The following is a 26,682-nucleotide window of genomic DNA, read 5'->3' as shown; positions in this document are numbered from 1 at the left end:
GGACATGACCAGCAGCACCGCGCCGATAGCCGGTGAGGACGCGCCCGCCCACGAGGTCGAGCTGCTCATCGGCGGCATGACCTGTGCCTCCTGCGCCGCCCGGATCGAGAAGAAGCTCAACCGCATGGACGGCGTCACCGCCACCGTCAACTACGCGACGGAGAAGGCGAAGGTGGCCTACCCCGAGGGCGTCGGGGTGGCCGACCTGATCGCGACCGTGGTGAGGACCGGCTACACCGCGGAGGAACCGGTACGTGAGGAGGCCGTCGAGGCGGCGCCGGCCGACGGCGGTGACCCGGAGCTCGCCGCCCTGCGCCACCGGCTGCTGGTCACCCTCGCGCTGGCCGCGCCGGTGGTGCTGCTCGCGATGGTGCCGGCCCTGCAGTTCGACAACTGGCAGTGGCTGTCGCTGACCCTGGCCGCGCCCGTGGTGGTCTGGGGCGGCTGGGGCTTCCACAAGGCCGCGTGGACGAACCTGCGGCACGGCTCCTCGACCATGGACACCCTGGTCTCGGTCGGCACGCTCGCCGCGTTCACCTGGTCCCTGTGGGCGCTGTTCCTCGGCGACGCGGGCATGCCCGGGATGCGCCACCCCTTCGAGCTGACCGTCTCCCGCGCGGACGGCGCCTCGACGATCTACCTGGAGGTCGCCGCCGGGGTGACCGCCTTCATCCTGCTCGGCCGCTACCTGGAGGCCCGCTCCAAGCGGCGCGCCGGGGCGGCGCTGCGGGCGCTGATGGACCTCGGCGCCAAGGACGTCGCCGTCCTGCGGGACGGGCGCGAGGTGCGGATCCCCGTGGACCGGCTGGCGGTCGGGGACCGGTTCGTGGTCCGGCCCGGCGAGAAGATCGCCACCGACGGCACGGTCGTCGAGGGCTCCTCGGCGGTCGACGCGTCCATGCTGACCGGGGAGTCCGTGCCGGTGGACGTGACCGTGGGCGACACCGTCACCGGGGCCACCGTCAACGCCGGCGGACGGCTGGTCGTGGAGGCCGGCCGGGTCGGCGCCGACACCCGGCTGGCGCGGATGGCCCGGCTGGTGGAGGAGGCGCAGAACGGCAAGGCCGAGGTGCAGCGGCTGGCCGACCGGGTCGCCGGGGTCTTCGTGCCGGTGGTGCTGGTGATCGCGGTCGTCACCTTCGGGGCCTGGCTGGGCGTCACCGGGGACACCGTCGCCGCGTTCACCGCCGCCGTCGCCGTACTGATCATCGCGTGCCCGTGCGCGCTGGGGCTGGCCACCCCGACCGCGCTGATGGTCGGCACCGGGCGCGGCGCGCAGCTCGGCATCCTCATCAAGGGCCCGGAGGTGCTGGAGTCCACCCGCCGCGTCGACACCGTCCTCCTGGACAAGACCGGCACGGTGACCACCGGGCGGATGACCCTTCAGGAGGTGTACGCCGCCGAGGGCACCGACGAGAAGGAGCTGCTGCGCCTCGCGGGCGCCCTGGAGCACGCCTCCGAGCACCCCGTGGCCCAGGCGGTCGCGGCCGGCGCCGAGGAGCGCGCCGGTGAGCTGCCCGCCGTGGAGCTCTTCGAGAACGTGCCCGGCCGGGGCGTGCGGGGGCGCGTGGAGGGGCGCGAGGTGGCCGTGGGGCGGCTGTACGACGTACTGCCTCCGGAGCTGGCCCGCGCGCGCGAGGCGGCCGAGCGCGAGGGCCGTACGGCCGTCGTGGCGGGCTGGGACGGGGTCGCGCGCGGGGTGCTGGCGGTCGCCGACGCGGTGAAGGAGACCAGCGCCGAGGCGGTGCGCGAGCTGCGCGCGCTGGGGCTGACGCCGATGCTGCTGACCGGGGACAACCGGACGGTCGCCGAGGCCGTGGCCCGGCAGGTCGGCATCGACCCCGGCGACGTGGTCGCGGAGGTGCTCCCCGAGGACAAGGTGGCCGTCGTGCGGCGGCTGCGGGACGAGGGCCGGGTGGTGGCGATGGTCGGGGACGGGGTGAACGACGCCGCCGCGCTCGCCACCGCCGACCTGGGGCTGGCGATGGGCACCGGGACCGACGCGGCGATCGAGGCCGGCGATCTGACGCTGGTGCGCGGGGACCTGCGGGTCGCCGCCGACGCCATCCGGCTGTCGCGGCGGACGCTCGCGACGATCAAGGGAAACCTCGTCTGGGCCTTCGGATACAACGTGGCCGCGTTGCCGCTCGCGGCGGCGGGTCTGCTCAATCCCATGATCGCGGGAGCGGCGATGGCCTTCTCGTCGGTGTTCGTGGTCAGCAACAGCCTGCGGTTGCGGGCCTTTCGCGAGGGCGCGAACCTCACATAAGCTCTTCACAAGCCTCGCGCATCTTCCTTACGCTTGGTTCCTGTTCGCCGTAACAGGGCCCTTGCGCATCTAACGGACATATGCAAGAGACACAGATCACAGTGACGCGAACGTAACCATCGAAGGGGTTCGACGGTCTAAGTTGGCGATGTCAGAAAGCGTCTTGGGGGGCGCCGACTGACGTCTGGAGTTGTCTTGGGGGACTGCTCCAGAGATGCGTTGCCGGGGCACGCACACCGGGAAGCTTTGAGCGGCCCTCCCGGCGTGCGCTGTCCCGGCAGATGCACATCACGCACGATCCCAGCAGTACGGCGAGTTTTGCTCGTTGTGCTCACCAGCGATTCAGGCGCTGTGTCCTCACAGACGCCCGGCCGGATCCCGTGGGGGGAATCCGCACCGGGACATGGGAAGGCGCCCTGGTCGTCGGCCCGTGGGGGGACCGGCGTCAGGGCGCCTTCTGTTACGTGCGCGGGGCTTCGGGGTCAGCGCTGCTCGACCGGGATGAAGTCGCGCTCGACGACGCCCGTGTAGATCTGGCGCGGGCGGCCGATGCGGGAACCCGGCTCCTTGATCATCTCGTGCCACTGGGCGATCCAGCCCGGCAGGCGGCCGAGCGCGAACAGCACCGTGAACATCTCGGTCGGGAAGCCCATGGCCCGGTAGATCAGACCGGTGTAGAAGTCCACGTTCGGGTAGAGGCTGCGCGAGACGAAGTAGTCGTCGGAGAGCGCGTGCTCCTCCAGCTTCAGCGCGATGTCCAGCAGCTCGTCGGACTTGCCGAGCGCGGAGAGGACGTCGTGCGCCGCCGCCTTGATGATCTTCGCGCGCGGGTCGAAGTTCTTGTAGACCCGGTGGCCGAAGCCCATCAGCCGGACGCCGTCCTCCTTGTTCTTCACCTTGCGGATGAAGGTGTCGACGTCGCCGCCGGAGTCGCGGATGCCCTCCAGCATCTCCAGCACCGACTGGTTGGCACCGCCGTGCAGCGGACCCCAGAGCGCGTTGATGCCGGCCGAGATCGACGCGAACATGTTCGCCTGGGAGGAACCCACCAGGCGGACGGTCGAGGTGGAGCAGTTCTGCTCGTGGTCGGCGTGCAGGATGAGCAGCTTGTCCAGCGCCGCGACGACGATCGGGTCGAGGTCGTACTCCTGGGCCGGGACCGAGAAGGTCATGCGCAGGAAGTTCTCGACGTACCCGAGGTCGTTGCGCGGGTAGACGAACGGGTGGCCGATCGACTTCTTGTAGGCGTACGCCGCGATCGTGGGGAGCTTGGCGAGCAGCCGGATCGTGGAGAGGTTGCGCTGCGTCTCGTCGAACGGGTTGTGGCTGTCCTGGTAGAACGTGGACAGCGCGGAGACGACCGAGGACAGCATGGCCATCGGGTGGGCGTCGCGCGGGAAGCCCTTGTAGAAGTTCTTGACGTCCTCGTGCAGCAGGGTGTGCTGCGTGATGTCGTTCTTGAAGGAGGAGAGCTGGTCGACCGTCGGCAGCTCGCCGTTGATCAGCAGGTAGGCGACCTCCAGGAAGGTGGAGCGCTCGGCCAGCTGCTCGATCGGGTAGCCGCGGTAGCGGAGGATGCCCGCCTCACCGTCGAGGTAGGTGATCGCCGATTTATAGGCGGCCGTGTTGCCGTATCCGCTGTCCAGGGTCACCAGACCGGTCTGGGCGCGGAGCTTCCCGATGTCGAAGCCCTTGTCACCGACGGTGCTGTCGATCACCGGGTAGGTGTACTCGCCGTCGCCGTACCGCAGTACTACAGAGTTGTCGCTCACGTCTTCCCTCACCGACGTTGTGCCTCATCTTCGAGGTTGCCCTGACTGTCTCTACCATCCCCCATTTGGCGCAGGAGAGTGCACTCGGGGTCGACCATTGGGCTTACCGGCGGCACTCAGTGCCGCCAACTTGCTCATCCTGCCGCCTTCGACCCGGTTCCGGAAGTGGTCTGTGACCTTCACGACTCGTTTGATCGATCATTTTTTTGCACTGTCTCACGATCCGCGCCGTCTCACGACCCGCGGCCGCCGAGGCGGAAGTCCAGTGCCGTGCAGCGCCGGCCCGCCGAGACCGAGCGGACCGCCTGGCCGATCGCCTTGCGGGAACCCACGAGGACGACCAGCGACTTGGCGCGGGTCACCGCCGTGTACAGCAGATTCCGCTGGAGCATCATCCACGCGCCGGTGGTGACGGGGATGACGACCGCGGGATACTCGCTTCCCTGCGAGCGGTGGATGGTGACCGCGTAGGCGTGCGCCAGCTCGTCCAGCTCGTCGAACTCGTACGCCACCTCCTCGTCCTCGTCCGTCAGCACCGTGAGCCGCTGGTCGACCGGGTCGAGGGAGGTGACCACGCCCACGGTCCCGTTGAAGACGCCGTTCTTCCCCTTCTCGTAATTGTTGCGGATCTGGGTGACCTTGTCGCCGACGCGGAAGACCCGGCCGCCGAACCGCTTCTCGGGCAGATCGGGGCGGCCCGGGGTGATGGCCTGCTGCAGCAGCCCGTTGAGCGTGCCGGCGCCGGCCGGGCCGCGGTGCATCGGCGCGAGCACCTGCACGTCCCGGCGCGGGTCCAGGCCGAACCTGGCCGGAACGCGCCGGGCGGCCACGTCGACGGTGAGCCGGCCGGCCTCCTCGGTGTCGTCCTCGACGAAGAGGAAGAAGTCCTTCATGCCGTCGGTCACCGGGTGCTGCCCGGCGTTGATCCGGTGCGCGTTGGTGACCACGCCGGACTGCTGCGCCTGGCGGAACACGCGCGTCAGACGCACGGCGGGGATCGGGCCGCCGTCGGCGAGCAGGTCCCGCAGGACCTCCCCCGCGCCGACGCTGGGCAACTGGTCGACGTCTCCGACGAACAGCAGGTGGGCGCCCGGCGGAACCGCCTTGACCAGCTTGTTCGCCAGCAGCAGGTCCAGCATGGACGCCTCGTCGACCACCACCAGGTCGGCGTCCAGCGGCCGGTCCCGGTCGTACGCCGCGTCGCCGCCCGGCTTCAGCTCCAGCAGGCGGTGCACCGTGGACGCCTCGGCGCCGGTCAGCTCGGCCAGCCGCTTGGCGGCACGGCCGGTGGGCGCGGCCAGCACCACCTTGGCCTTCTTCGCCCGGGCCAGCTCCACGATCGAGCGCACGGTGAACGACTTGCCGCAGCCGGGGCCGCCCGTGAGCACCGCGACCTTCTCGCTCAGCGCCAGTCTCACGGCCGCCTCCTGCTCGGGGGCGAGGTCGGCGCCGGTCCGGGTGCGCAGCCAGGCCAGCGCCTTGTCCCAGGCCACGTCCCTGAAGCCCGGCATCCGGTCCTGCTCGGTGCGCAGCAGGCGCAGCAGCTGGGCGGCGAGGGAGAGTTCGGCGCGGTGGAAGGGGACCAGGTAGACCGCCGTGACCGGCTCCGAGTCGCCGTCCGGGCCGGGCACCTTCTCCCGTACGACGCCCGGGTCCTCGCCGTCCTGCGGGACCTCGGCCAGCTCGGCGAGGCACTCGATGACCAGCCCGGTGTCCACGCCCAGCAGCTTCACCGCGTCGGCGATCAGCCGCTCCTCGGGCAGATAGCAGTGCCCCTGGTCGGCGGACTGGGACAGCGCGTACTGAAGGCCCGCCTTGACGCGCTCCGGGCTGTCGTGCGGGATGCCGACGGACCGGGCGATCCTGTCGGCGGTGAGGAACCCGATGCCCCAGACGTCGGAGGCCAGCCGGTACGGCTGGTTCTTCACCACGGAGATCGAGGCGTCGCCGTACTTCTTGTAGATGCGCACGGCGATGGAGGTGGAGACCTCCACCGTCTGGAGGAAGAGCATGACCTCCTTGATCGCCTTCTGTTCCTCCCAGGCGTCGGCGATCTTCTTCGTGCGCTTGGGGCCGAGGCCGGGGACCTCGATCAGCCGCTTGGGCTCCTCCTCGATGATCGTGAGGGTGTCGGTGCCGAAGTGCCGGGTGATGCGGTCGGCGAAGACCGGGCCGATGCCCTTGACCAGGCCCGAGCCCAGATAGCGGCGGATGCCCTGGACGGTGGCGGGCAGCACGGTGGTGTAGTTCTCCACGAGGAACTGCTTGCCGTACTGCGGGTGGGAGCCCCAGCGGCCCTCCATCCGCAGCGACTCCCCGACCTGGGCGCCGAGCAGCGCGCCGACGACCGTGAGCAGGTCGCCGGCGCCCCGGCCGGTGTCGACGCGGGCGACCGTGTAGCCGTTGTCCTCGTTGGCGTAGGTGATGCGCTCCAGGACGCCTTCCAGCACGGCGAGTCGCCGCTCCCCGCTCCCCGTTTCCTGAGCCATGATCCGACGGTACCGCCCGGCACCGACAGTTCAGCCCGCCTGCGCCCTCACATGGTCGACGACCTCGGCGAAGTCCTCGGCCGGGAAGGAGCCGACGTACGCTGTTCTGCCGGCGGCAGAACACCGGCCGGGCCGGGCTCGACGGCCACTACCGTCCAGTCCCATGACAGCGATCACGACGCGTACGGTCGAGTACCCGGCGGACGGTCTGACGATGATCGGGCACCTGGCGCTTCCAGCCGGTACCGACCGCCGGCCCGCGGTGTTGCTCGGACCGGAGGGCATGGGGCTCAGCGATGTCGAGCGCCGCCGGGCCGACGCTCTCGCCGAGCTGGGATACGTGACGCTGGCCTTCGACCTGCACGGCGGGCGCTATGTGGGCGACCCCGAGGAGATGCTGGCCCGTTGCCTGCCGCTGCTCGCCGATCCCGACCGGATGCGGCACATCGGCCACGCGGCACTCGACGAGTTGCGCAGCGAGCCCCGGACCGACCCCGACCGGATCGCCGCCATCGGCTACGGCACCGGGGGTGCCATCGCGCTGGAACTCGGGCGCGACGGCGTCGACCTGCGGGCGATCGGCACGGTCAACGCGACCACCACGGGCCGACCGGGCGAGGCAGCGCGCATTCGCTGCCCGGTGTGGGCCGGGGTCGGATCGGAAGACCCGATCATGCCGCCCGCACAACGGAACGCGTTCACCGCCGAGATGCAGGCCGCGGGCGTCGACTGGCGCCTCGTGGTCTACGGCGGCGCCTTGCACGCCTTCCACCACCCGCCGGTCGACCACCCCACGGTCCCCGGCGTCGGCTACCACCCCCAGCACGCGCGGCGAGCCTGGCGCGACGTCGTCGACCTGCTCGCCGAGTGCCTGCCCGTGACGGGGGATCAGAGGGCATGACCCGGGCAGACAGCCTGGCCGCCGGCCTGGCCCGCGTCGTGCACTGACAGTTGCCACTCCTCAAGTCCGCACAGCGGCAGGGCGCTTCAGCGGCCCGGGCTCCGGCGGCCCGCCTCCCGGCTGCCCCGGCGCAGGGCCGGGTCCACCGGAACCCGCGCCGGGCGGCGTGCCACCCCGTTCCGTCGGACAGGGCACGCGGTACGCGTCGGTGGCACGGCAGCCGCCAGAGCCTGGCACGATCGCCGTGGACGACGCGCCGCGGGGAGCCGCCCGGTTGGGCGGAACGGGACGGCGCGACGCCGATGAGCAGCGGGCGGGCGGTCGCGGCCGGTCGGCGCCGGGGCGACCGCCCGCCCGGCGCGGGTGATTGGGGAGTGCGTTCACGATGGTGATGTACGACTACGACCTGCTGGTCGTGGGGTCGGCCAACGCCGACCTGGTGATCGGTGTCGAGCGCAGGCCGGCGGCCGGGGAGACGGTGCTCGGCTCGGACCTGGCCGTCCACCCGGGCGGCAAGGGCGCCAACCAGGCCGTCGCGGCGGCCCGCCTCGGCGCCCGTACGGCCCTGCTGGCCCGGGTCGGCGACGACGCCTACGGGCGGCTGCTGCTGGACTCGCAGCGGGCGGCCGGAGTGGACACGGTGGGCGTACTGGTGAGCGCGGCGCCGACCGGGGTCGCGCTGATCACGGTGGACCCGTCGGGGGACAACAGCATCGTCGTCTCCCCGGGCGCCAACGGCCGGCTCACGCCTCAGGACGTGCGGACGGCCGCGAGCCTCTTCAGCGCCTCCCGGGTTGTGTCCACACAGCTGGAGATCCCGCTCGAGACGGTGGTGGAGGTGGTGCGGAACCTGGCGCCGGGCAGCCGGTTCGTGCTGAACCCGTCCCCGCCGCGTCCGCTCCCGGCGGAGGTGCTGACGGCCTGCGATCCGCTGATCGTCAACGAGCACGAGGCGAAGGTCGTCCTGGGCGACGCCGCCGGGGTGAGCGACGATCCGGCGGCGTGGGCGCGGCTGCTGCTGGCGAAGGGCCCGCGTTCGGTGGTGGTGACGCTGGGCGGCGAGGGCGCGCTGGTGGCCTCCGCGGACGGTATCGCCCGGGTTCCCTCCGTCACGGTGCACGCCGTGGACACCACCGGTGCGGGGGACGCGTTCACCGCGGCGCTGGCCTGGCGGCTGGGCACGGGCGAGCCGCTCGCCGAGGCGGCGGCGTACGCGGCCCGGGTGGGTGCGGCCACGGTCACGAAGGAAGGGGCGCAGGTGTCCTTCCCGACCGCGACGGAGGTCGCCGCGCTGTGACGAGGAACGGAATCCTGAACCGGCACCTCTCCGGCGCCCTGGCCGAACTCGGGCACGGCAACGGGGTGCTGGGGTGCGACGCCGGTTACGCAGATCCCCGACGGGCCGCGCATGGTGGACCCGCCTCCCGGGCCGGGGTGCCCTCCTTAGGTGCTCGAAGGGCTGTCGGCGGAGCTGGCGGCGGAGGGCGCGACGGCCGCAGCCGGGGTACGGGACGCCGATCCGGCGGCGGAGCAGCTGCTGGCGGGCCACTTCCCCGGTCTCACGCTGGTGCCGCCCGAGCGGCTCAAGGAGCCGCGCGCCGGCGCGCGGCTCGTCGCGCGCACCGGCGAGGCGCCGCCGTACGCGTACGACCCGCGAGGTGCCGGGAGGGTTGCACGGTCCGGGGTTGATCTTCTTTCGTGCGGCGATCGGCGCAACGGCCGTGCTCCTGCGGTTGCGTGAGCGGCACATCAGGGGCTTGCTGAGGGAGAGGTCCGCAAACGGATCGTACGTGCGGCCGTCGGCCGGGTGCGACGGCGTGATCAAGGGAGTTCCTCGATGCAGTCACCTCTGTCCGAAGCAGTTGTCGCCGGTGCCGGGGCCGCGGACCTGGAATCACTGCCCCTGCCGGACTACTTCCGCGCCACGACGGTCCGGGCAGAGGACGTGGACGTGTTCCGTTCCATGGATGACAAGGACGTACGCAAGTCCCTGTCCGTCGACGACGTGCCCATGCCCGAACTGGCGCCCGACGAGGCGCTGATCGCGGTCATGGCGAGTTCCATCAACTACAACACCGTGTGGACCGCGATGTTCGAGCCGGTCCCCACCTTCCAGTTCCTCAAGCAGATGGCGAGGAACGGCGGCTGGGAGGCACGTCACGATCTCCCGTACCACATCGTGGGCTCCGACGCGTCTGGCGTCATCGTGCGCACCGGATCGTCCGTTCGCAAGTGGAAGGCCGGCGACCACGTCGTCGTCTCGCCCGCCTACGTCGACGAGCAGGACCACGACACCCATCGGGACGGGATGCTCGGTGAGGGGCAGAAGGCCTGGGGATTCGAGACGAACTTCGGCGGGCTCGCCCACTACGCGGTGGTCCGGGCCAGTCAGCTCATGCCCAAGCCGGCCGTGCTGAGCTGGGAGGAAGCCGCCGTCAATCCCCTGTGTGCGAGCACGGCCTACCGCATGCTCGTCAGTGAGCGCGGTGCGCAGATGAAGCAGGGGGACGTCGTGCTCGTATGGGGAGCGACCGGCGGCCTGGGCGCCTACGCGGTGCAACTCGTCCTCAACGGCGGCGGTATCCCGGTGGGTGTGGTGAACTCTGCGGAGAAGGCCGAAGTGCTCACGGCCCTGGGCTGCAGAGCCGTCATCAACCGCTCCGAGATCGAGGCGGGTGACCCCACTCTCCTTCAGCGGCCCGAGGGCTGGAAGAAGATGGGGAAGGCCATTCGCGCCGCCGTGGGCGAGGACCCCCACATCGTGTTCGAGCACGTCGGCAGGAGGACGTTCGCCGCTTCCGTCTTCCTCGCGCGGCGTGGAGGCACGGTCATCACGTGCGGCTCCAGTACGGGTTACGAGCACCTGTACGACAACAGGTACTTGTGGATGCGGCTGAAGCGGATCATCGGCAGCCACGGGGCCAACTTCCACGAACAGTGGGCGGTCAACCGGCTCATCGCACTGGGACACCTGGTTCCGGCGCTTTCCCGGACCTACGTGCTCGACGAGGTGGGCGCCGCGGCGCGAAGCGTGCAGACCAACGAGCACATCGGCAAGGTCGGGGTCCTGTGTCTCGCGCCCGGTGAGGGACTGGGCGTCACCGACCCGGAGGGCCGCGCACGGATCGGCGAACGGCGCCTTGGCGCATTCCGCAGGTAAGTAGCCGCGGGCCCGCGCCGGCCCGCGTACCACCACACAGGCTCCCGCGCCGCTGGACGGCACGGGAGCCTTTCGCGATCCCGGTAGAGAGCATTCATACGAAAAGCGCGAATATCGCCGTGCGGCGTGTCCCGTGGGTGGCCGTCGATTCCTTTTCGACATTGTGGGCAGCCGAGTCCGACCCTGTGTCGCACGCTCCCGAAAACCTCCGCACAAGGAGTCCTCACCCTCATGCCTCCCCTCTTCACGTGGCCCGTCTTTCACGCATCCGCCCGCATGCGAGCGAGCTTGGTCCTTTTCTCCCTGCTTGCCCTCATCCTCACGGCCGGCTCTCCGCCGCACGCCCATGCGAGGGACAGTGCGCCACGGCGGGCGGGCGACCACGCGCACATCGCCGCGGTCCGGGACATCGACGACCGCACCCAGGACATCCAGGTCTACTCACCCGCCATGCGGACGACCATTCCAGTGCGGATCATCCTGCCGAAGAGCTGGAAGTCCAAGAGAAACGCGCGATTTCCCGTGGTGTACCTGCTCCACGGCGGGGACGACGACTACACCTCATGGACGCGCGAGACGGACGTCGAAGACCTGACGAGGAATTCCGAGGCGCTGATCGTGATGCCCGACGCCGGGAGGAACGGGTACTACAGCGACTGGTTCGCGGGGAAGCCGCGCTGGGAGACGTTTCACATCCGGGAACTCGTGCCGCTGATCGAGCGGGCGTATCGCGGGAGTTCGTCCCGCGCAGTCATCGGTATTTCCATGGGCGGTTTCGGGGCCCTGGTCTATGCGGGCCGCCACCCGGGAATGTTCCGCTACGCGGCCGCGATGAGTTCCTACGTGGACCTCTTCGAGCCCTCCGTGCTTCTCGCCCTCCATCTCGGGTCCCAGAGGGAAGGCATCGACATCAAGGACGTGTGGGGCGACCCCGTCATGCACCACGACGTCTGGAGGGCGCACAATCCCGCCTCGATGGTCCCGTCGTACCGCCGGACGCATGTACACCTCTCGGCGGGCGACGGGTCGCCCGGACCCGCGGACGGGGGCCGCGCACTGGACGTGCTGCTCGCGAGCACGCTGGGGGAGGTGACGCTTCCGGAGCAGATCTCGAAGTTCGCCGCCGCTCTCAGGTCGGAGGGCGTCAGGACCACCACGCACCTGTACCGCCCCGGCACCCATTCCTGGCCCTACTGGCAGCAGGAACTGCATGCCGTCTGGCCCCAGGTGACCCGGACGCTCGAACGCTGACCCGGAATCACCCGGGTACGCCCGCCGCAGGAAGGTCGAGGAACATGGGGCGAACGGTCATGCTGTTTGCCGCGGGGTCGCGCGGAGACGTGCAGCCCTGTCTGGCACTGGCGCAGTCCCTGATGCGACACGGACACGCCGTACGTGTCCTCGCCAGCACACGCTACGAACAACTGATCACGAGCACCGGAGCCGGATTCCACCCCGTGGCGGCGGACCCGTCGGACATCGTCGGCTCCGCCACCGGACAGGAGCTCCTGGGAAGCCGTCAAGGTCCCGTCGCCTTCGTGCGCACCATGAACAGAGTGCTGCGGCCCCACATCGAGAACCTCCTCGACGAGGCCTTCGCGTGTGCCGCCGGAGCCGACCTGGTCCTGGCCCCGGCCTTCGGCCTGTTCGGAGTCCATCTGAACCAGCGCCTGGGCGTCCCCCACGCCGTCGTCCACTTCCAACCGAGCCAGCCCACCCGGGCCTTCCCCCACCCCTTCGTACCGGCCGCGCGTCGGCTGGGGCCGTTCGGCAACCGCGTCAGCTACGACATCGTCGACGCCGGGACCTGGCTCCTGTCCCGCCGTCACGTCAACCGCTGGCGGGTGCGGCACCACGGGCTGGCCCCACTGCCCCGGCTGTCCCCCATGCGCGCGACGCGCCGGTCCACGGTGCTGTGCGCGTTCAGCCCCACCGTCGTCCCCCGCCCCTCCGACTGGGGCCCCGACGTGCACGTCACCGGGTTCTGGGACTTCCCTCAGCCTGACTGGCGACCGCCGCAGCGGCTGACCGCGTTCCTCCTCGCCGGGCCGCCGCCGGTGTACGTCGGCTTCGGCAGCATGCGCACCGGCGATCCACGCCGGACCGACCGCACCGTACGCGCGGCCCTGAGACGCGCGGGACTGCGCGGGGTGCTGCTCGGTGACCCCTCGACGAGTGAGGACGACATGCTGGTCCTGGCGGAGGCGCCGCACGGCTGGCTGTTCCCGCGCATGGCCGCGGTCGTCCACCACGGAGGAGCGGGGACCACGTGCGCGGCTCTGCGCGCGGGTGTGCCCAATGTGGTGTGTCCCTTCTTCGGCGACCAGCCGTACTGGGCCTCGCGGGTGCACGCGCTGGGAGCGGGCCCGCCCCCGCTCCCCGCCCGGGATCTGACCGCCGACGCGCTGGCGGAACAGCTGACGGCGGTCACCGGGAACACTGCCTTCGGCGAGTCGGCCCGGCGGATCGCCGGCGCTCTGAGGGCGGAGGACGGAGCGAACCGCGCGTGTGACGTCCTGCGTCACAGGTTCGCCCTCGGCTGAAGCCGACCGGGCACGGGCCCTCGGCCGGACGGGGCATCAGCGCGGACGCCAGGGCCTGAAAGCCGTACGGGCGGGCGCGGTGCGCGGGCCCCGCAGCGACCACCGGGCCACCGGCACCCCTGCACCGACCAGCACGGCCGCCAGGCACAGACCGGCCCGGTAGCCCGCCGACAGCGACTGACCGGCCGTCGCCCCGCCGGCCAGGCGAGCGTCCTGGACGAAGGTGACCAGGGCTCCCACGATCACGATGCCGAACACACCGGACACCTCGCGCGTCGCGCTGAACAGGCCCGCGGCGAAGCCGGACAGGTGATCCGGCGAGGCCCGCATGGCGCGTGTGGTCAGCGGCAGGGCCAAGGCGGACCCCGTACCGACACTCGCCAGCCCCGGCAGCAGACCGGCCAGACGGCCGCTCGTGCTGCCCACCGCGACGAGGAGCAGGCCCACGGCGACGAGGAACAGACCCGAGGCGGCGATCCTGGCGTCCCCGAACCGCCTGGCGAGAGCGCCGACGAAGGGGACCGTCGCGAAGAGCGCGCAGACGACCGGGGTGAAGGCCAGGCCCGCTTCGGTCGGGCTGAGGCGCAGGCCGTTCTGAAGGAACTGCGACGTGTAGAAGTACACCCCCGTCACGCCCAGTCCCCACAGGAGCTGGGTGACCAGCCCGCCGGTGAAGGCACGCCTGCGCAGCAGCACGGCCAGCGCCGGGCTCCGGCCCGGCTTCCTGACGCAGTACAGGGCCAGGAAGCCGCACCCGGCGGCGACCGCGCAGAACAGGACCGACGTCTCGGTGAAGCCGTGGCCGGGTCCCTGGATCAGGACGTAGGCGAAAGCGGCCACGGACACGCAGGCGAGTGCGTTCAGGTGCAGGGGCATGGCCGCCGGTGTCCTCGGGCGCGCTCCCCTGGCGCCGTGGGCGGCCCGGGGCAGCACCACGGCGCCCATGGCGAAGGCGAACAGACCGAGAGGGACGCTCAGCGCGAAGAGCCACTGCCAGCCCAGGCGCTGCGTCACCACACCGGAGACCACCGGCCCGAACGCCAGGGCCGACGCCATCGCCGCGGTCATCGCCCCGAACGCGGCGGTCCTCACCCGGGGCGGAAGGTCGTGCGACGTGATGGCCAGGGACGCCGGAAGCACGAACGCGGCCCCGACACCCTGAAGCGCACGGGAGCCGAGCAATGACGCACCGGTGCTCGACAGCGCGCACAGCACGGAGGCCACGGTGAAGAACGCCACCCCGGTCAGCAGCGTGCGGCGCCGCCCCACGGTGTCCGTGAACTGCCCGGCGATGAGCAGGAAGCTCGCCAGAGCGAGTGGATAAGCGGCCGCGACCCATTTCAGGGCGGCATCCGACAGGGCGAGTTCGCGGCCGATCCGGGGCAGTGCCACGTATACGACGCTGTTGTCGACGGCGATGAGAAAGGTGGACAGGCCCACCGTGGCCACGATGCTGAGGACGCGTAGTCGTTTCACGGTCTCCTCTCACAGTGCCGAGGGGTGTCACTCCAATGTCGGCGCGAGAGTGGCAGACGGCAACTCCAGCGTGCTTTGATGCCGTATCGGTGGCCTGGCGGACTTCAGTGCGCGAGGCGTTTTCCAGCCCCGGTCACCCGCCCGGCATGTGCACGGGCTGCATGGTTCTCGCCTACTCAACGAAAGCGCGGTGAGCACGTGCCAGCACTGGCGCCGAACACACTCAGCCATCACCTCGCCCACGTCGCGGCTCTCACACCCGCCGAAAAGGCCTTTACGTTCGTTGACTACCGGGAAGACCTCAGTGGAGTGGCCACTTCACTGACGTGGCAGGCACTCGAACAGCGGGTTCGTACCGCGGGCTCCGGGATTCGGCGACTCTGCGCGGCGGGCGACAGAGTGGCGGTCGTTGCTCCGCAAAGTCTCGATTACATCGTCGGCTTCCTCGCATCCGCGTGTTCGGGCACAGTAGCCGTCCCGATGTTCACTCCGTCCCTGCCGGGACACGCGGAAAAACTCGCGGCGGTGCTCAAGGACGCGGATCCCGCTCTTCTGCTGACCGTCGAGGGACACCGCAAGGAACTCGAGGATTTCTGCGAGCACCATGGAACTCCTGCCACCCACAGAATCGTCACGGAGGCGGAACTACGGAACGCCGCAAATGATTCCACAGTCATTTTCGACGTCGACCCGACCGATCTGGCGTACCTGCAATACACCTCCGGTTCCACGCGTATTCCGTCCGGCGTGGAGATCGAGCATGCCCAGGTGTGTGCCAACGCGCGCCAGGCCATGGAGGCGTACAACCTCCGGCGAGGGAACAACTGCACCGTGGGATGGCTGCCGCTCTACCACGACATGGGGCTGGTCCTCGCCGTCGTCCTCCCTCTTCTCGGTCACCTGCCCTCCGTCCTCATGGATCCCCTGGCCTTCATCCAGCAGCCGGCGCGGTGGCTGCGCCTGCTGACCCGGCACCCCGGCGCGCTGACGGCGGCTCCCAATTTCGCCTACGACTACTGCGTCCAGAGTCTCGACGAGCAGGAGATCGACGAACTCTCCCTCGCCTCGGTCGCCGCCATGGTCAACGGCAGCGAGCCCGTCGGGGCCGGCACGGTGGAGCGCTTCCACGCCGCCCTGTCCCGCACCGGGCTGAGCCGCATCGCCATGCGTCCCTCCTACGGGCTGGCCGAGGCCACCGTCTTCGTCTCCGCCTCCCCCCTCGGCGAGGAGCCGACGGTCACGTCCTTCGCCCGTGACGCCCTGGGCCGGGGAGTCGCGTGGGCGGCCGACACCGCGGACGAGGAGGCGACCGTCGACATCGTGGCGTGCGGGCGTCCCACGGGTCAGGAGCTCGCCATCGTCGATCCCGCGTCCTGCCGTCGTCAGAAGGACGGTCACATCGGTGAGATCTGGCTCCGCGGCCCCAACATCGGCCGCGGCTACTGGAACCGTCAGGCGGAATCCGACGCGACGTTCCGCGCGGTGCTGCGGGGGGAGGCAGCAGGCGGCGGATGGCTGCGCACCGGGGACCTCGGCGTGTGGCACGACAAGCAGGTGTACATCACCGGCCGCCTGAAGGACCTCGTGATCATCGACGGCACCAACCACTACCCGCACGACATCGAGGAGACGGTCGAGCGCGCGCACCCGGCCGTCCGTCCCCACCACGTCGCCGCCTTCGCCGTCTCCTCGGCGGAGGGGGAACACCTGGTCGTGGTGGCCGAGCACGGCAGGGACCGTACCGTCGACGGGGCCGCGGCGGACGAGGTGACGCGTGCCGTCCGCAGCGCGGTCGCCGCCCGGCACGGCGTAGCCGTGCGTGAGGTCGTGCTGGTACCGCCCGGCACCGTCCCGCAGACCACCAGCGGCAAGGTGGCCCGTGGCGCATGCCGCGAGCAGTACGCGGCGGGCCGGTGGACAGCCGCCGTCGAGGTTTAGGCCAGACCGTCGGGCGTCGCTCGAGCGCCGGCAAGGAGAGGTACATGGTTGCGGACAGGAAAGCGGCCTCGGCGGCCGGTCGGCGGGTGTTCACGGCGGGTGAGCTGCGGTCGATTCTGCGCCGGCTCGTCTCGGAGAGCGTCGGCGTCCCGGAGGCCGAGGTCGGCGACAACCGTCTTCTCGTGGACTACGGACTGACCTCACGTGCCGCCGTCGGGCTGGCGGGCCGTCTGGAGCAGGTGCTGCAGCTGCCCCTGCCGGCCACGTTGATGTGGGAGGCCCCGACCGTCGAGCAGCTCGCACGCCGGCTCGGCGAGGTTCAGGCGTCGGCGGCGCAGGAGCCCGAGGAGCACCACGGGGGGCCGAGGACACGGCGGGTACCCGGAGAGCCCTGTCCCGTCGCCGTGGTCGGCCTCGGCTGCCGCCTCCCGGGGGGCGTCACCGGTCCGGAGGCGTTCTGGAAGCAGCTCCTGGACGGACGGGACTTCATCGGTGACGTGCCGGCCCTACGCCGGCACACCTTCGCCGCCGCTGCCCGTGCCACCGCGCGCATCGAGGAAGTGATGGGGCAGGGCGCCTTCCTGGACGACGTCGACGCCTTCGACGCAGGTTACTTCGGCATCACCCCGCGAGAAGCGGAGGTGATGGACCCGCAGCAGCGCCTGCTCCTGGAGGTCGCGTGCGAGGCCCTGGACCACGCCGGCCGACCGGCCCACTCGCTCGCGGGCAGCGACACTGGCGTGTTCGTCGGCCTCAGCGCCCTGGAGTACGGGCACCTGACCACCGCCGATCCCCGTCATCTGACGCCGTGGACCACCACCGGCGCCGCGGGAAGCATCGCCGCGAACCGGCTGTCCTACCTGTTCGACCTGCACGGCCCGAGCGTCACGCTCGACACCGCCTGCTCCTCCTCTCTGGTGGCGGTGCACCAGGCCTGCGTCAGCCTGAGCATCGGCGAGTGCGACACCGCTCTGGCCGCCGGGTCCAACATCCTGCTGCTGCCCACCGTCACGGCCTCGTTCGAGCAGGCGGGAGCACTGGCGGCGGACAGGCGCTGCAAGCCGTTCGACGCGGCGGCGGACGGCATCACCCGCGGAGAGGGGTGCGCGGTCGTCGTCCTGCGTCGGCTGGCCGACGCACAGCGCGACGGTGACCGCGTCCTGGCCGTCATCAAGGGCACGGCGGTCAACAGTGACGGCAGATCGGCCGGGCTGATGGCGCCCAACCCGGCTGCTCAGGAGCACCTGTTGCGCAGCGCCCTCGGGAACGCCCGGGTCGAGCCGGACACGGTCGACTTCGTCGAGACACACGGCACGGGCACCCTTCTGGGCGACCCCATGGAAGCCGGCGCACTGGGTGCGGTCATCGGCCGCGGCAGGCCCGCCGGGCAGCCGCTGCTCATCGGCTCCGTGAAGAGCAACCTCGGACACCTCGAGGGGGCGGCGGGGATCGTCGGCCTGGTCAAGACCGTGCTCGCGCTGCACCACCGCCGCATCCCGCACACCCTGCACTTCCGGACGCCGAACCCGCACATCGACTTCGAAGAGCTGCGGCTGCGGGTCGTCTCGTCCCCCGTCGCCTGGCCCGAGCGGGGTGACCGTCCGGCCCGTGCCGGTGTGTCGGCCTTCGGCTTCGGGGGCACCAACGCGCACGTCGTGCTCGAGCAGGCACCCGAGGACACCTCCCGCCCCCCGGACGCGCACGGTGACGACTCCCGGCACCAGCACGTCCTGGTCGTTTCCGCCAGGTCACGGCAACGCCTGGGGGACGCCGCGACCGCACTCGCCCGGCTGACGGCATCCGGTGACGCCCCCGCCCTGCGGGACCTCGCGTACACCCTCGCCCGGCATCGCAGGGGGGAAACCTGCGCCGCCGTGGTCGCACGCACCCACGAGGAGGCGGCCGGCCGTCTGGCGGCTCTCGCACGCGAGGACGAAGGCTTGGGTATCGTCCCGGCGTGCCCCGACCACTCGGCGGCACACCCGGACGCGGAGCGCCGACCCGTCTTCGTCTTCTCGGGTCACGGCTCTCAGAGGCAGGACATGGGACGGCGGCTCCTCGCCTCTGATCCGCTCTTCGAGGCCGAGGTGCGTGCGCTGGACCCCGTCTTCCTGGAGGTGTCCGGCAGCCACTCGCTGAGCGGCCTCCTCGGATCACCGGACGGAGACGGGGTGGACCTCACCCAGCCCGCGCTGTTCGGCCTGCAGGTCGCGCTGGCGCGCACCCTCATGGCCTACGGTGTCCGGCCCGCCGCCGTCATCGGCCACTCGGTGGGCGAGGTGAGCGCAGCGGTGATCGCCGGTGCGCTCACCCCCGCCGACGGCCTGCGCGTCGTGCGCCACCGCTCGGCACTGCTGTCCGCCGTCGACGCCCAGGGCTCCGGCGCCATGGCCGCCGTCGAGCTTCCGGTCGAGGAACGGGCCGGTGTCCTGGGGCGGTTCCCGGGGGTGGAGATCGCCGTGCACTCCTCTCCGTACCGGTGCACGGTCACCGGACCGGCCGAGGCCGTACGCCGGATGGTGGACGACCTGTCCGCGCAAGGCCGGCTGACCCGCATGCTGAACGTGGGCGGGGCGGGGCACTCCCCCGCGGTGGAAGGCCTCCTCCCGGAACTGGACGAGGCCCTCACCTCGCTCTGTCCGCACCCGGCGGAAGTGACGTGGTACTCCACCGTGCTGGACGACCCACGCGAGTTCGTCGGCGCCGACGCCGCCTACTGGTGCGCCAACGTCCGGCGCCCCGTCCGGCTGCACCAGGCGGTCGAGGCAGCCGTCCGCGACGGGAACGACATCTTCCTGGAGATCTCCCCGCACCCCATCGCTCTCGTGCCGGTCGGCGAATCCGCCCAGGCCGTGGACAGCGCCTCGGACCCGCTGGTCGTCCCGACCCTCGACAAACGGGGCGACGAGCCGGCCGATCTGCGCACCGCGCTCGTCCGCCTCCACCTCGCGGGTGTGCCCGTGGACGAGGAACTGCTCTGGCCGGCGGGCCGCCGCGTCCCGCTCCCCAGCCCGGACTGGCGCCATGAACGCCTCTGGTTCGACCGGGGCGTGACCGGTCTTGCCGCCGGATCCGCACACGGCCCGGGCGCACTCGGCCCGCGCACGGACGACCCCCGCGGCGACGCCGTGCTGTGGCAGGCCGACCTCGGGACGGCGGGAACGGACCGTCCCGAACGTCTCCTTCACGGACAACCCGTGCTCAGCCTCCCGCAGGCCGTCGCGCTCGTGATCGCCGCGAGCCAGGAGGTCCACGGGCACGACGTCGTCACCGGCCTGTGCCTGGAGGACGTCGCCCTCCACCAGTGGCTCCCCCTCGCCCGGAGCACTCCCGTCACCCTCACGTGGGAGCCCAGCGGCGATCACGCGGACGTCACCGTCAACGCGCGGGCGGCGGACGGCTCGTGGCGCTGTCACGCGTCGGCCCGGGTACGTGTCCGTGCGAAGGCGCCGGCGAGGGAGAGCGACGGTGGCGCCGGCGCACCGGAGGTCATCGGCCGGTGGGCACCCGCCGATCCCGCACCCGGCGAACGAAGCGAACCCGCCGGCGCACGCTGTGAGGAGCTGCTCACCGCGCTGCTGTACGCACCGACGCGCACGGAGCCCGCGGAGCCCGGCCTTGGTCCGGACCGGCTGCCGGTTCCCACCGCAGTGCGTTCCCTTCACATCGAGCGGTTCTCGACGGACGAACCGGTCACCGTCGAAGGACTGCGGACGGGCCCCCGGCGGGCCGTGCCGAGCGAGGCCGGCGGCTCCGCCGTCCCGCGCGGCACCGGCCCGGTCTGGGACCTCGTTGCGCGCGGCGCCCGGACCCGGGTGAGCGCCCGGGGGGTGGAGTTCGACTCGGCCGGCCCTCTTGACGTCCCCAGGCCGCTGGACGCACTCAGTCACGAGATCCAGTGGCAGAAGTCACCCGTCCCGCTGCCTGGGCGGCTGGACCGTGTGCTCCTGCTGTCCGGCGAGCCGGCACCCGAATCCGAGGGCGCCGTGACGGCCGCCCTCGAGGCGGCTCTGCGACGCAAGGGCGTGACGACCACCACGTGCGCGGGCTCCTCCCGCGCCATGGAACCGGCGCTCACGGAATGGCTCGGCACCGTCGGCCGGGACGAGAGCACGGCCGTGGTCCTGCTCCTGACCGGACCGTCCGCCGGCCCCGCCGACACCGCCGCCCTGCACACGGCGTTCGCCCTCGCGCGACGGCTCTGTGCCGAGGCGTCGGAGGGACGCCGCCCCCGGCTGTGGTTCGTCACGCAGGGGGCCCGGTCCACGAGCCCCGGGGAGCCCGGCGAGCCGGGGCTGGCCTGCCTGCGCGGACTCGTACGCACACTGGCTCTGGAGGAACCCGCGCTGCGGGCGGGTCTCGTGGACGCGGCGCCCGCGTCCGCCGACGAACTCCTTCAGGAACTGCTCGGCGACAGTCCCGAGGACGAGGTCGCCTGGCGAGAGGGGACCCGGCTCGTCGCCCGCCTGAGCTCCGCTGACCTGACCGCCCAGCAGTACGAGAAGCCCTTCGTGCGGCGCGACGGCGCCTACCTCGTCACCGGCGGCCTCACCGGGCTCGGTTTGGCGACCGCCGGGCGCCTCGCCGGTCAGGGCGCGGGCCACCTGGTCCTCAACGGCCGGCGCGCTCCCGCCCCCGAGGCGCAGCGGGTCATTGCCGACCTGCGCGCCCGGGGGACGGCCGTCACGGTGGTCCAGGGGGACATCGCCGAACCCGGGGTGGCGTCACGCCTGGTGCAGGCCGCGACGTCCCAGGGGCACGAACTGCGCGGCGTCGCGCACTGCGCGGGTGTCCTGCACGACCGGCTGATCACCAACCTTGGGGCTGACGACATCGACACCGTGCTCCGCCCCAAGGTGGCCGGCGCGATGCTGCTCGAAGAGGCCCTGGACGCCCACGACATCGACTGGTGGGTCTTCTACAGTTCGGCCGCCGCCCTCCTCGGCTCGCCCGGCCAGTCCGCCTACGCGGCCGCCAACGCGTGGCTGGACGCCCTGGTGCAGCGGCGCCGCTCCGAGGGCAGGCCTGCGACGTCCATCGCCTGGGGGCCGTGGAGCGGCACCGGTGGCGTCCCCGACGGCCGTGCGACGGCGCTGCGGCCGCTCACCATGGACGAGGGACTGGACGCCCTGCAGACGCTCGTCGTCCACGACCGGACGCACACGGGAGTCGCGCACTTCGACGGCGAGCGGGTACTGGCGGCCTTCCCCGGCGTCTCCTCCATCCCCTTCTTCGCCGAGGCCGTGCACGACGGCACCGCCGCCGGGGACGACGGCTGGGCGGGGCCCGACGGCATCAGGGCGCTGGGGGACGGCGCGGCGGACCTGGTCCACGGGCGCCTGGTCAAGCGGGTCGCGGCCATCATGGGCTTCGGGACGGCCGACCTCGACGAGACGGTGCCCCTCCCGCGGCTGGGCCTCGACTCCCTCATGGCGGTCCGCATCCGTCACGCGGTCCAGCAGGATTTCGGCGTCGAACTGCCCCCCGACCTCATGCTGCGGGGCGCGACACTCCAGGAGGTCGGGTACACCCTCCGGGAGGGCCTCGGATTGGGGCACGACACCGCCGGCACGGCCGAGGCACCGCCCGAGGCGACGGCGGCGGATCTCGCCCCGCCCCCGGCCCTGCCCAGCTCGATCCAGCCCCGGGACGCCGCCGAGCGCCTGGTGGCCGGGGCCTGGGGCGAGGTCCTGACGGAGCGCCCCGAGGACGTCTACAGCGACTTCGCCGCGGCCGGCGGGACCGAGCGCACGGCCGAGCGCCTGGTGGAGACCATCCGCGGCCGCCTGGGTGGGGTGCCAGTGGATCTCACCGCCGCATCGGTGCTGGAGGAGCGGACGGTGGCCGCCATCGCCGAACTGATCCGTCCGGTGGTCAACTCGCGCGGGAAGGACCCGGTCACCGTTCTGCGGCCCCCGGTGAGGGGGAGCGCGAAGCGTCCGCTGTTCACCTTCCACCCGGCCGGGGGCCCCACGTCCGTCTACCAGCCGCTCACCCAGCTGCTGCCACCCGACCGGGCCGTGTACGGCATGGAGCGGCTGGACGACGTGGACACGCTGGAGGAGAAGGCCGCGCGCTATGTCTCCCTCGTCACGGATCTGCAGCCGGAGGGCCCCTACCACCTCATCGGCTGGTCCTTCGGCGGCTGTCTCGCGTACGAGGCCGCACGGCAACTGCGGGAGGCCGGGGAACGCGTCGGGTTCCTCGGGCTCATCGACACGATCCTTCCCGCCGCACTGCCCGACCTCGACCCGGACGATCTGCTCGAACGGTTCAAACGGTTCACGGAGTACGTGCGCACCACCTACGGACGCGACCTGGACCTCTCGTACGAGGAACTTGCGCGGACCCCCGAGCGGCAGCACATCGACGTCGTCATGCGCAAGGTGGCCGAGGCTGGTCTCGACATGAGTCCCGGCATCATGGAGCACCAGCGCACGTCGTACATCGACGCGCGGGTCGGGGAGCGCTACACCCCACGGCCCACCGACGTCCCCGTCGTGCTCTACCGGGCACAGCAGCCGCAGCCCCTGACGACCGCTCTCGACCCGCGGTATCTGCGAACGGAGGCGGACCTCGGCTGGGCGCCGCTGTGCTCCGGTGGTCTCGACATCGTGCCCGTGCCGGGTGACCACCTCTCCCTCATCGACCCCCCGCACGTGGCGGTGATCGCACGGCACCTCACGGAGGCGCTCGAGGCTGCGCGTGGCCGGCGCTGAGGTACCGGCCTTCCCCGCGTCGCACGGCGCGGGTGCGCCGCGGCGCACCCGCGCCGGCCCCGATCAGGCCGCGTGCTCCACGAAGCGTGCCGCCGTTTCGGCGAGCACCTCGCGGCCGTCCCGGGCCCACAGCGCGTCGTTGAAGAGCTCGACCTCGATCGGGCCCGTGTACCCGGCCGCCTCCACGTGGGCCTTCCACTCCCGCATGTCGATCGCGCCGTCGCCGATCTGGCCGCGGCCGTTGAGGACGCCCTCGGGCAGCGGGGTGGTCCAGTCGGCGAGCTGGAAGGTGTGGATGCGGCCCTGGGCGCCCGCGCGGGCGATCTGCGCGGGCGCCTGGTCGTCCCACCAGACGTGGTAGGTGTCGACCGTGACACCGACCTGGTGTGCGGGGAAGCGTTCCGCGATGTCCAGGGCCTGGGCGAGGGTGGAGACCACGCAGCGGTCGGAGGCGAACATGGGGTGCAGCGGCTCGATGGCCAGTCGCACCCCGTGCTCCCCCGCGTAGGGGCCGAGTTCGGCGAGCGCGTCCGCGATCCGTTCCCGGGCGGCGCGCAGGTCCTTGGAACCGGCCGGGAGTCCGCCGGAGACCAGGACCAGGGTGCCGGTGCCGAGGACCGCCGCCTCGTCGACGGCGCGGCGGTTGTCGGCCAGGGCGGCCGCCCGCTCGCCGGGGTCGATCGCGGTGAGGAAGCCGCCGCGGCACAGCGTCGTCACCGCCAGACCGGCGTCGCGGACCAGTTTCGCGGCCGCCTCGACGCCGTACTCCCGCACCGGCTCGCGCCACAGGCCGACGCCCGGTACGCCCAGGTCCCGGCAGGCGTCGACGAGGTCGGGCAGGGACAGCTGCCTGACCGTCATCTGGTTGATGCTGAAGCGGGAGAGGTCGGTCACGGGGTCACTCCGTACAGGTGCAGCAGGGTCCTCATCCGTTCCTCGGCCAGCTTCGGGTCGGGGAACAGGCCGAGGCCGTCGGCGAGTTCGTAGGCGCGGGCGAGGTGCGGGAGGGAGCGGGCCGACTGCAGGCCGCCGACCATGGTGAAGTGGGACTGGTGGCCGGCCAGCCAGGCCAGGAAGACCACGCCGGTCTTGTAGTAGCGGGTCGGGGCCTGGAAGAGGTGGCGGGAGAGCTCGACGGTGGGGGCGAGGAGGGCGCGGAAACCCTCCGTGTCACCGGTGTCGAGGATCCGTACCGCCTGCGCGGCCAGCGGGCCCAGCGGGTCGAAGATGCCGAGGAGGGCGTGGCTGAAGCCCTGGTCGTCGCCGGCGATCAGCTCGGGGTAGTGGAAGTCGTCGCCGGTGTAGCAGCGGACGCCGTCGGGGAGCCTGCGGCGCAGGTCGACCTCGCGCCGGGCGTCCAGGAGGGAGACCTTGATGCCGTCCACCTTGTCCGGGTGCGCGGCGATGACGTCCAGGAAGGTGTCCGTGGCCGTGTCGAGGTCGGCGGAGCCCCAGTAGCCCTCCAGCGCCGGGTCGAACATCGGGCCCAGCCAGTGCAGGATCACCGGCTCGGCGGCCTGGCGGAGCAGATGGCCGTAGACCTCCAGGTAGTCCTCGGGTCCGCGGGCCGTGGCGGCCAGGGCGCGGGAGGCCATGAGGATGGCCTGGGCGCCGGACTCCTCGACGACGGCCAGCTGCTCCTCGTAGGCCGCGCGGACCTCGGCGAGGGTGCCCGCGGTGAGCTGGTCGGTGCCGACGCCGCAGGCGATGCGGCCGCCGACCGCCCGGGCCTCGGCGGCGCTGCGGCGGATCAGCTCGGCCGCGCCCGCCCAGTCCAGGCCCATGCCGCGCTGGGCGGTGTCCATGGCCTCGGCGACACCGAGCCCGTGGGACCACAGGTGGCGGCGGAAGGCGAGGGTGGCGTCCCAGTCGACGGCGGCGGGCGAGTCGGGGCTCACGTCGGCGAACGGGTCGGCGACGACGTGGGCCGCCGAGAAGACCGTACGGGAGGTGAAGGGGGTGCCGGGGGCCACAGCGAGGGGTTCGGTGCGGGGCTCGTACGTCCGCAGGCCACCCGTGGCGTCCGGCAGTCGGATGGTCACAGGGAGACCTCCGGCACCTCGATGCGGCGGCCCTCCGCCGACGACTTCAGGCCCAGTTCGGCGAGCTGGACGCCGCGGGCGCCGGCCAGCAGGTCCCAGTGGTAGGGGGTGCCGGCGTAGACGTGCCTGAGGAACAGCTCCCACTGGGCCTTGAAGCCGTTGTCGAAGTCGCCGTTGTCCGGGACCTCCTGCCACTGGTCGCGGAAGACCTCGGTGGCGGGGATGTCGGGGTTCCAGACCGGCTTGGGGGTGGCGGAGCGGTGCTGGACGCGGCAGTTGCGCAGGCCGGCGACCGCGGAGCCCTCGGTTCCGTCGACCTGGAACTCGACCAGTTCGTCGCGGTGGACGCGGACCGTCCAGGAGGAGTTGATCTGGGCGACGGCGCCGCCGTCGAGCTCGAAGACGCCGTAGGCGGCGTCGTCGGCGGTGGCGTCGTAGGGCTTGCCGTTCTCGTCCCAGCGCTGGGGGACGTGGGTGGCGGTGAGGGCCTGCACGGACCGCACGCGGCCGAACAGCTCGTGCAGCACGTACTCCCAGTGCGGGAACATGTCGACGACGATGCCGCCGCCGTCCTCGGCGCGGTAGTTCCAGGAGGGGCGCTGGGCCGCCTGCCAGTCGCCCTCGAAGACCCAGTAGCCGAACTCGCCCCGCACGGAGAGGATCCGGCCGAAGAAGCCGCCGTCGATCAGACGCTTCAGCTTGAGCAGGCCCGGGAGGAACAGCTTGTCCTGGACCACGCCGTGCTTGATGCCCCGCGCGTGGGCCAGCCGGGCGAGTTCCAGGGCGCCGTCGAGGCCGGTGGCCGTCGGCTTCTCGGTGTAGACGTGCTTGCCCGCGGCGATCGCCTTCCTGATCGCCTCCTCGCGGGCGGAGGTCACCTGGGCGTCGAAGTAGATGTCGACGGTCTCGTCGGCGAGGACCGTGTCCAGGTCGGTGGAGACGTTGTCAAGGTCGAGGCCGTGCTTCTCGGCGAGCGCCTTCAGCGCGTGCTCGCGCCGGCCGACCAGGACCGGTTCCGGCCACAGCACGGTGCCGTCGCCGAGGTCGAGTCCGCCCTGCTCGCGGATGGCCAGGATGGAGCGGACGAGGTGCTGGCGGTAGCCCATGCGCCCGGTCACGCCGTTCATGGCGATACGCACCGTCTTGCGTGTCACGTCGGTGAGGGTCCTTTCGTACGCGGGGTCCGCGCCGCGTACGCCACCTCCCTCTCACTGGTGAGCGTCACAGCAAGCGCTTTCTATACGATAGAAAGCTAGCCTCTGGACAGCCGTCGCGACAAGACCGTGACGGGGTCGAGTTGTTCGAGGAGTCGAACAAGGGGGGCTCGGGGGCTTAGGGTCTGCACGACACGCCCGGCGGGCAGCCGGAACCAG

At 71.7% G+C, this 26,682-nt stretch carries 14 protein-coding genes and 1 pseudogene; 9 read left to right on the top strand and 6 right to left on the bottom strand.

The genetic code is table 11. The features are described from left to right. Positions 1–4 precede the first annotated feature (4 nt). On the top strand, positions 5–2,269 hold the full coding sequence (locus tag ACSLTV_RS07680) for a heavy metal translocating P-type ATPase (RefSeq protein ID WP_435611866.1): 2,265 nt from the start codon (positions 5–7) through the stop codon (positions 2,267–2,269). 482 nt (positions 2,270–2,751) lie between these two features. Here ACSLTV_RS07680 and ACSLTV_RS07675 read toward each other — a convergent pair whose 3' ends face one another. Both ACSLTV_RS07675 and recD2 read right to left on the bottom strand, forming a co-directional pair. Further along, positions 2,752–4,041, bottom strand: coding sequence for a citrate synthase (locus ACSLTV_RS07675; protein WP_432133120.1), 1,290 nt, complete (start codon positions 4,039–4,041; stop codon positions 2,752–2,754). A 233-nt stretch (positions 4,042–4,274) separates the two neighbouring features. Then, positions 4,275–6,530, bottom strand: a complete 2,256-nt coding sequence (gene recD2, locus ACSLTV_RS07670) for an SF1B family DNA helicase RecD2 (RefSeq protein WP_432133121.1) — start codon at positions 6,528–6,530, stop codon at positions 4,275–4,277. A 163-nt stretch (positions 6,531–6,693) separates the two neighbouring features. On the opposite strand from recD2, the gene ACSLTV_RS07665 reads away from it, so the two are divergent. The 6 genes and pseudogenes from ACSLTV_RS07665 to ACSLTV_RS07640 all read left to right on the top strand — a co-directional run bounded on the left by ACSLTV_RS07665 (position 6,694) and on the right by ACSLTV_RS07640 (position 13,134). Next, the gene (locus tag ACSLTV_RS07665) at positions 6,694–7,431 is read left to right on the top strand and encodes a dienelactone hydrolase family protein (RefSeq protein WP_432156647.1); all 738 of its coding nucleotides are present in this window, start codon (positions 6,694–6,696) and stop codon (positions 7,429–7,431) included. Between the two features lie 391 nt (positions 7,432–7,822). Then, positions 7,823–8,728, top strand: a complete 906-nt coding sequence (locus ACSLTV_RS07660; protein WP_432156690.1) for a ribokinase — start codon at positions 7,823–7,825, stop codon at positions 8,726–8,728. After that, a pseudogene (locus ACSLTV_RS07655) lies at positions 8,725–9,076 on the top strand (RbsD/FucU domain-containing protein); the annotation flags it as partial. The gene ACSLTV_RS07660 and the pseudogene ACSLTV_RS07655, both read left to right, overlap by 4 nt. Positions 9,077–9,268: 192 nt before the next feature. Next, on the top strand, positions 9,269–10,591 hold the full coding sequence (gene ccrA / locus ACSLTV_RS07650; protein ID WP_432156648.1) for a crotonyl-CoA carboxylase/reductase: 1,323 nt from the start codon (positions 9,269–9,271) through the stop codon (positions 10,589–10,591). Positions 10,592–10,879: 288 nt separating this feature from the next. Continuing rightward, the gene (locus tag ACSLTV_RS07645; protein ID WP_432156649.1) at positions 10,880–11,842 is read left to right on the top strand and encodes an alpha/beta hydrolase; all 963 of its coding nucleotides are present in this window, start codon (positions 10,880–10,882) and stop codon (positions 11,840–11,842) included. A 44-nt stretch (positions 11,843–11,886) separates the two neighbouring features. After that, positions 11,887–13,134: a glycosyltransferase gene (locus ACSLTV_RS07640; RefSeq protein WP_432133126.1), complete on the top strand. Its 1,248-nt coding sequence runs from the start codon at positions 11,887–11,889 to the stop codon at positions 13,132–13,134. Between the two features lie 36 nt (positions 13,135–13,170). Here ACSLTV_RS07640 and ACSLTV_RS07635 read toward each other — a convergent pair whose 3' ends face one another. Then, positions 13,171–14,610 carry an MFS transporter gene (locus tag ACSLTV_RS07635; RefSeq protein WP_432156650.1) on the bottom strand — a complete coding sequence of 480 codons (1,440 nt, stop codon included), beginning with the start codon at positions 14,608–14,610 and terminating at the stop codon, positions 13,171–13,173. A gap of 198 nt (positions 14,611–14,808) precedes the next feature. On the opposite strand from ACSLTV_RS07635, the gene ACSLTV_RS07630 reads away from it, so the two are divergent. Both ACSLTV_RS07630 and ACSLTV_RS07625 read left to right on the top strand, forming a co-directional pair. Then, a complete protein-coding gene (locus ACSLTV_RS07630; protein ID WP_432133128.1) occupies positions 14,809–16,548 on the top strand; it encodes a fatty acyl-AMP ligase in 1,740 nt (579 codons plus the stop codon). 44 nt (positions 16,549–16,592) lie between these two features. Then, positions 16,593–23,267: an SDR family NAD(P)-dependent oxidoreductase gene (locus ACSLTV_RS07625; protein ID WP_435611865.1), complete on the top strand. Its 6,675-nt coding sequence runs from the start codon at positions 16,593–16,595 to the stop codon at positions 23,265–23,267. A 63-nt stretch (positions 23,268–23,330) separates the two neighbouring features. Here the strand turns inward: ACSLTV_RS07625 and ACSLTV_RS07620 are convergent, their stop codons facing one another. The 3 genes from ACSLTV_RS07620 to ACSLTV_RS07610 are packed head-to-tail and all read right to left on the bottom strand — an operon-like array spanning position 23,331 to position 26,463. Continuing rightward, positions 23,331–24,161, bottom strand: coding sequence for a sugar phosphate isomerase/epimerase family protein (locus tag ACSLTV_RS07620; RefSeq protein ID WP_432133130.1), 831 nt, complete (start codon positions 24,159–24,161; stop codon positions 23,331–23,333). Then, entirely contained in the window at positions 24,158–25,309 is a 1,152-nt protein-coding gene (locus tag ACSLTV_RS07615) for a dihydrodipicolinate synthase family protein (protein WP_435611864.1), read from the bottom strand. Before ACSLTV_RS07615 ends, ACSLTV_RS07620 begins: the two co-directional genes overlap by 4 nt. Then, positions 25,306–26,463, bottom strand: coding sequence for a Gfo/Idh/MocA family protein (locus ACSLTV_RS07610; protein ID WP_432133132.1), 1,158 nt, complete (start codon positions 26,461–26,463; stop codon positions 25,306–25,308). The genes ACSLTV_RS07615 and ACSLTV_RS07610 overlap by 4 nt, the downstream gene beginning before the upstream one ends. Between the last annotated feature and the right edge of the window lie 219 nt (positions 26,464–26,682).

Origin of the sequence: Streptomyces sp. bgisy159 (genome assembly GCF_965341775.1) — a bacterium.
Taxonomy (GTDB): Bacteria; Actinomycetota; Actinomycetes; order Streptomycetales; family Streptomycetaceae; genus Streptomyces.
This window is presented reverse-complemented; position numbering and strand designations above follow the sequence as displayed.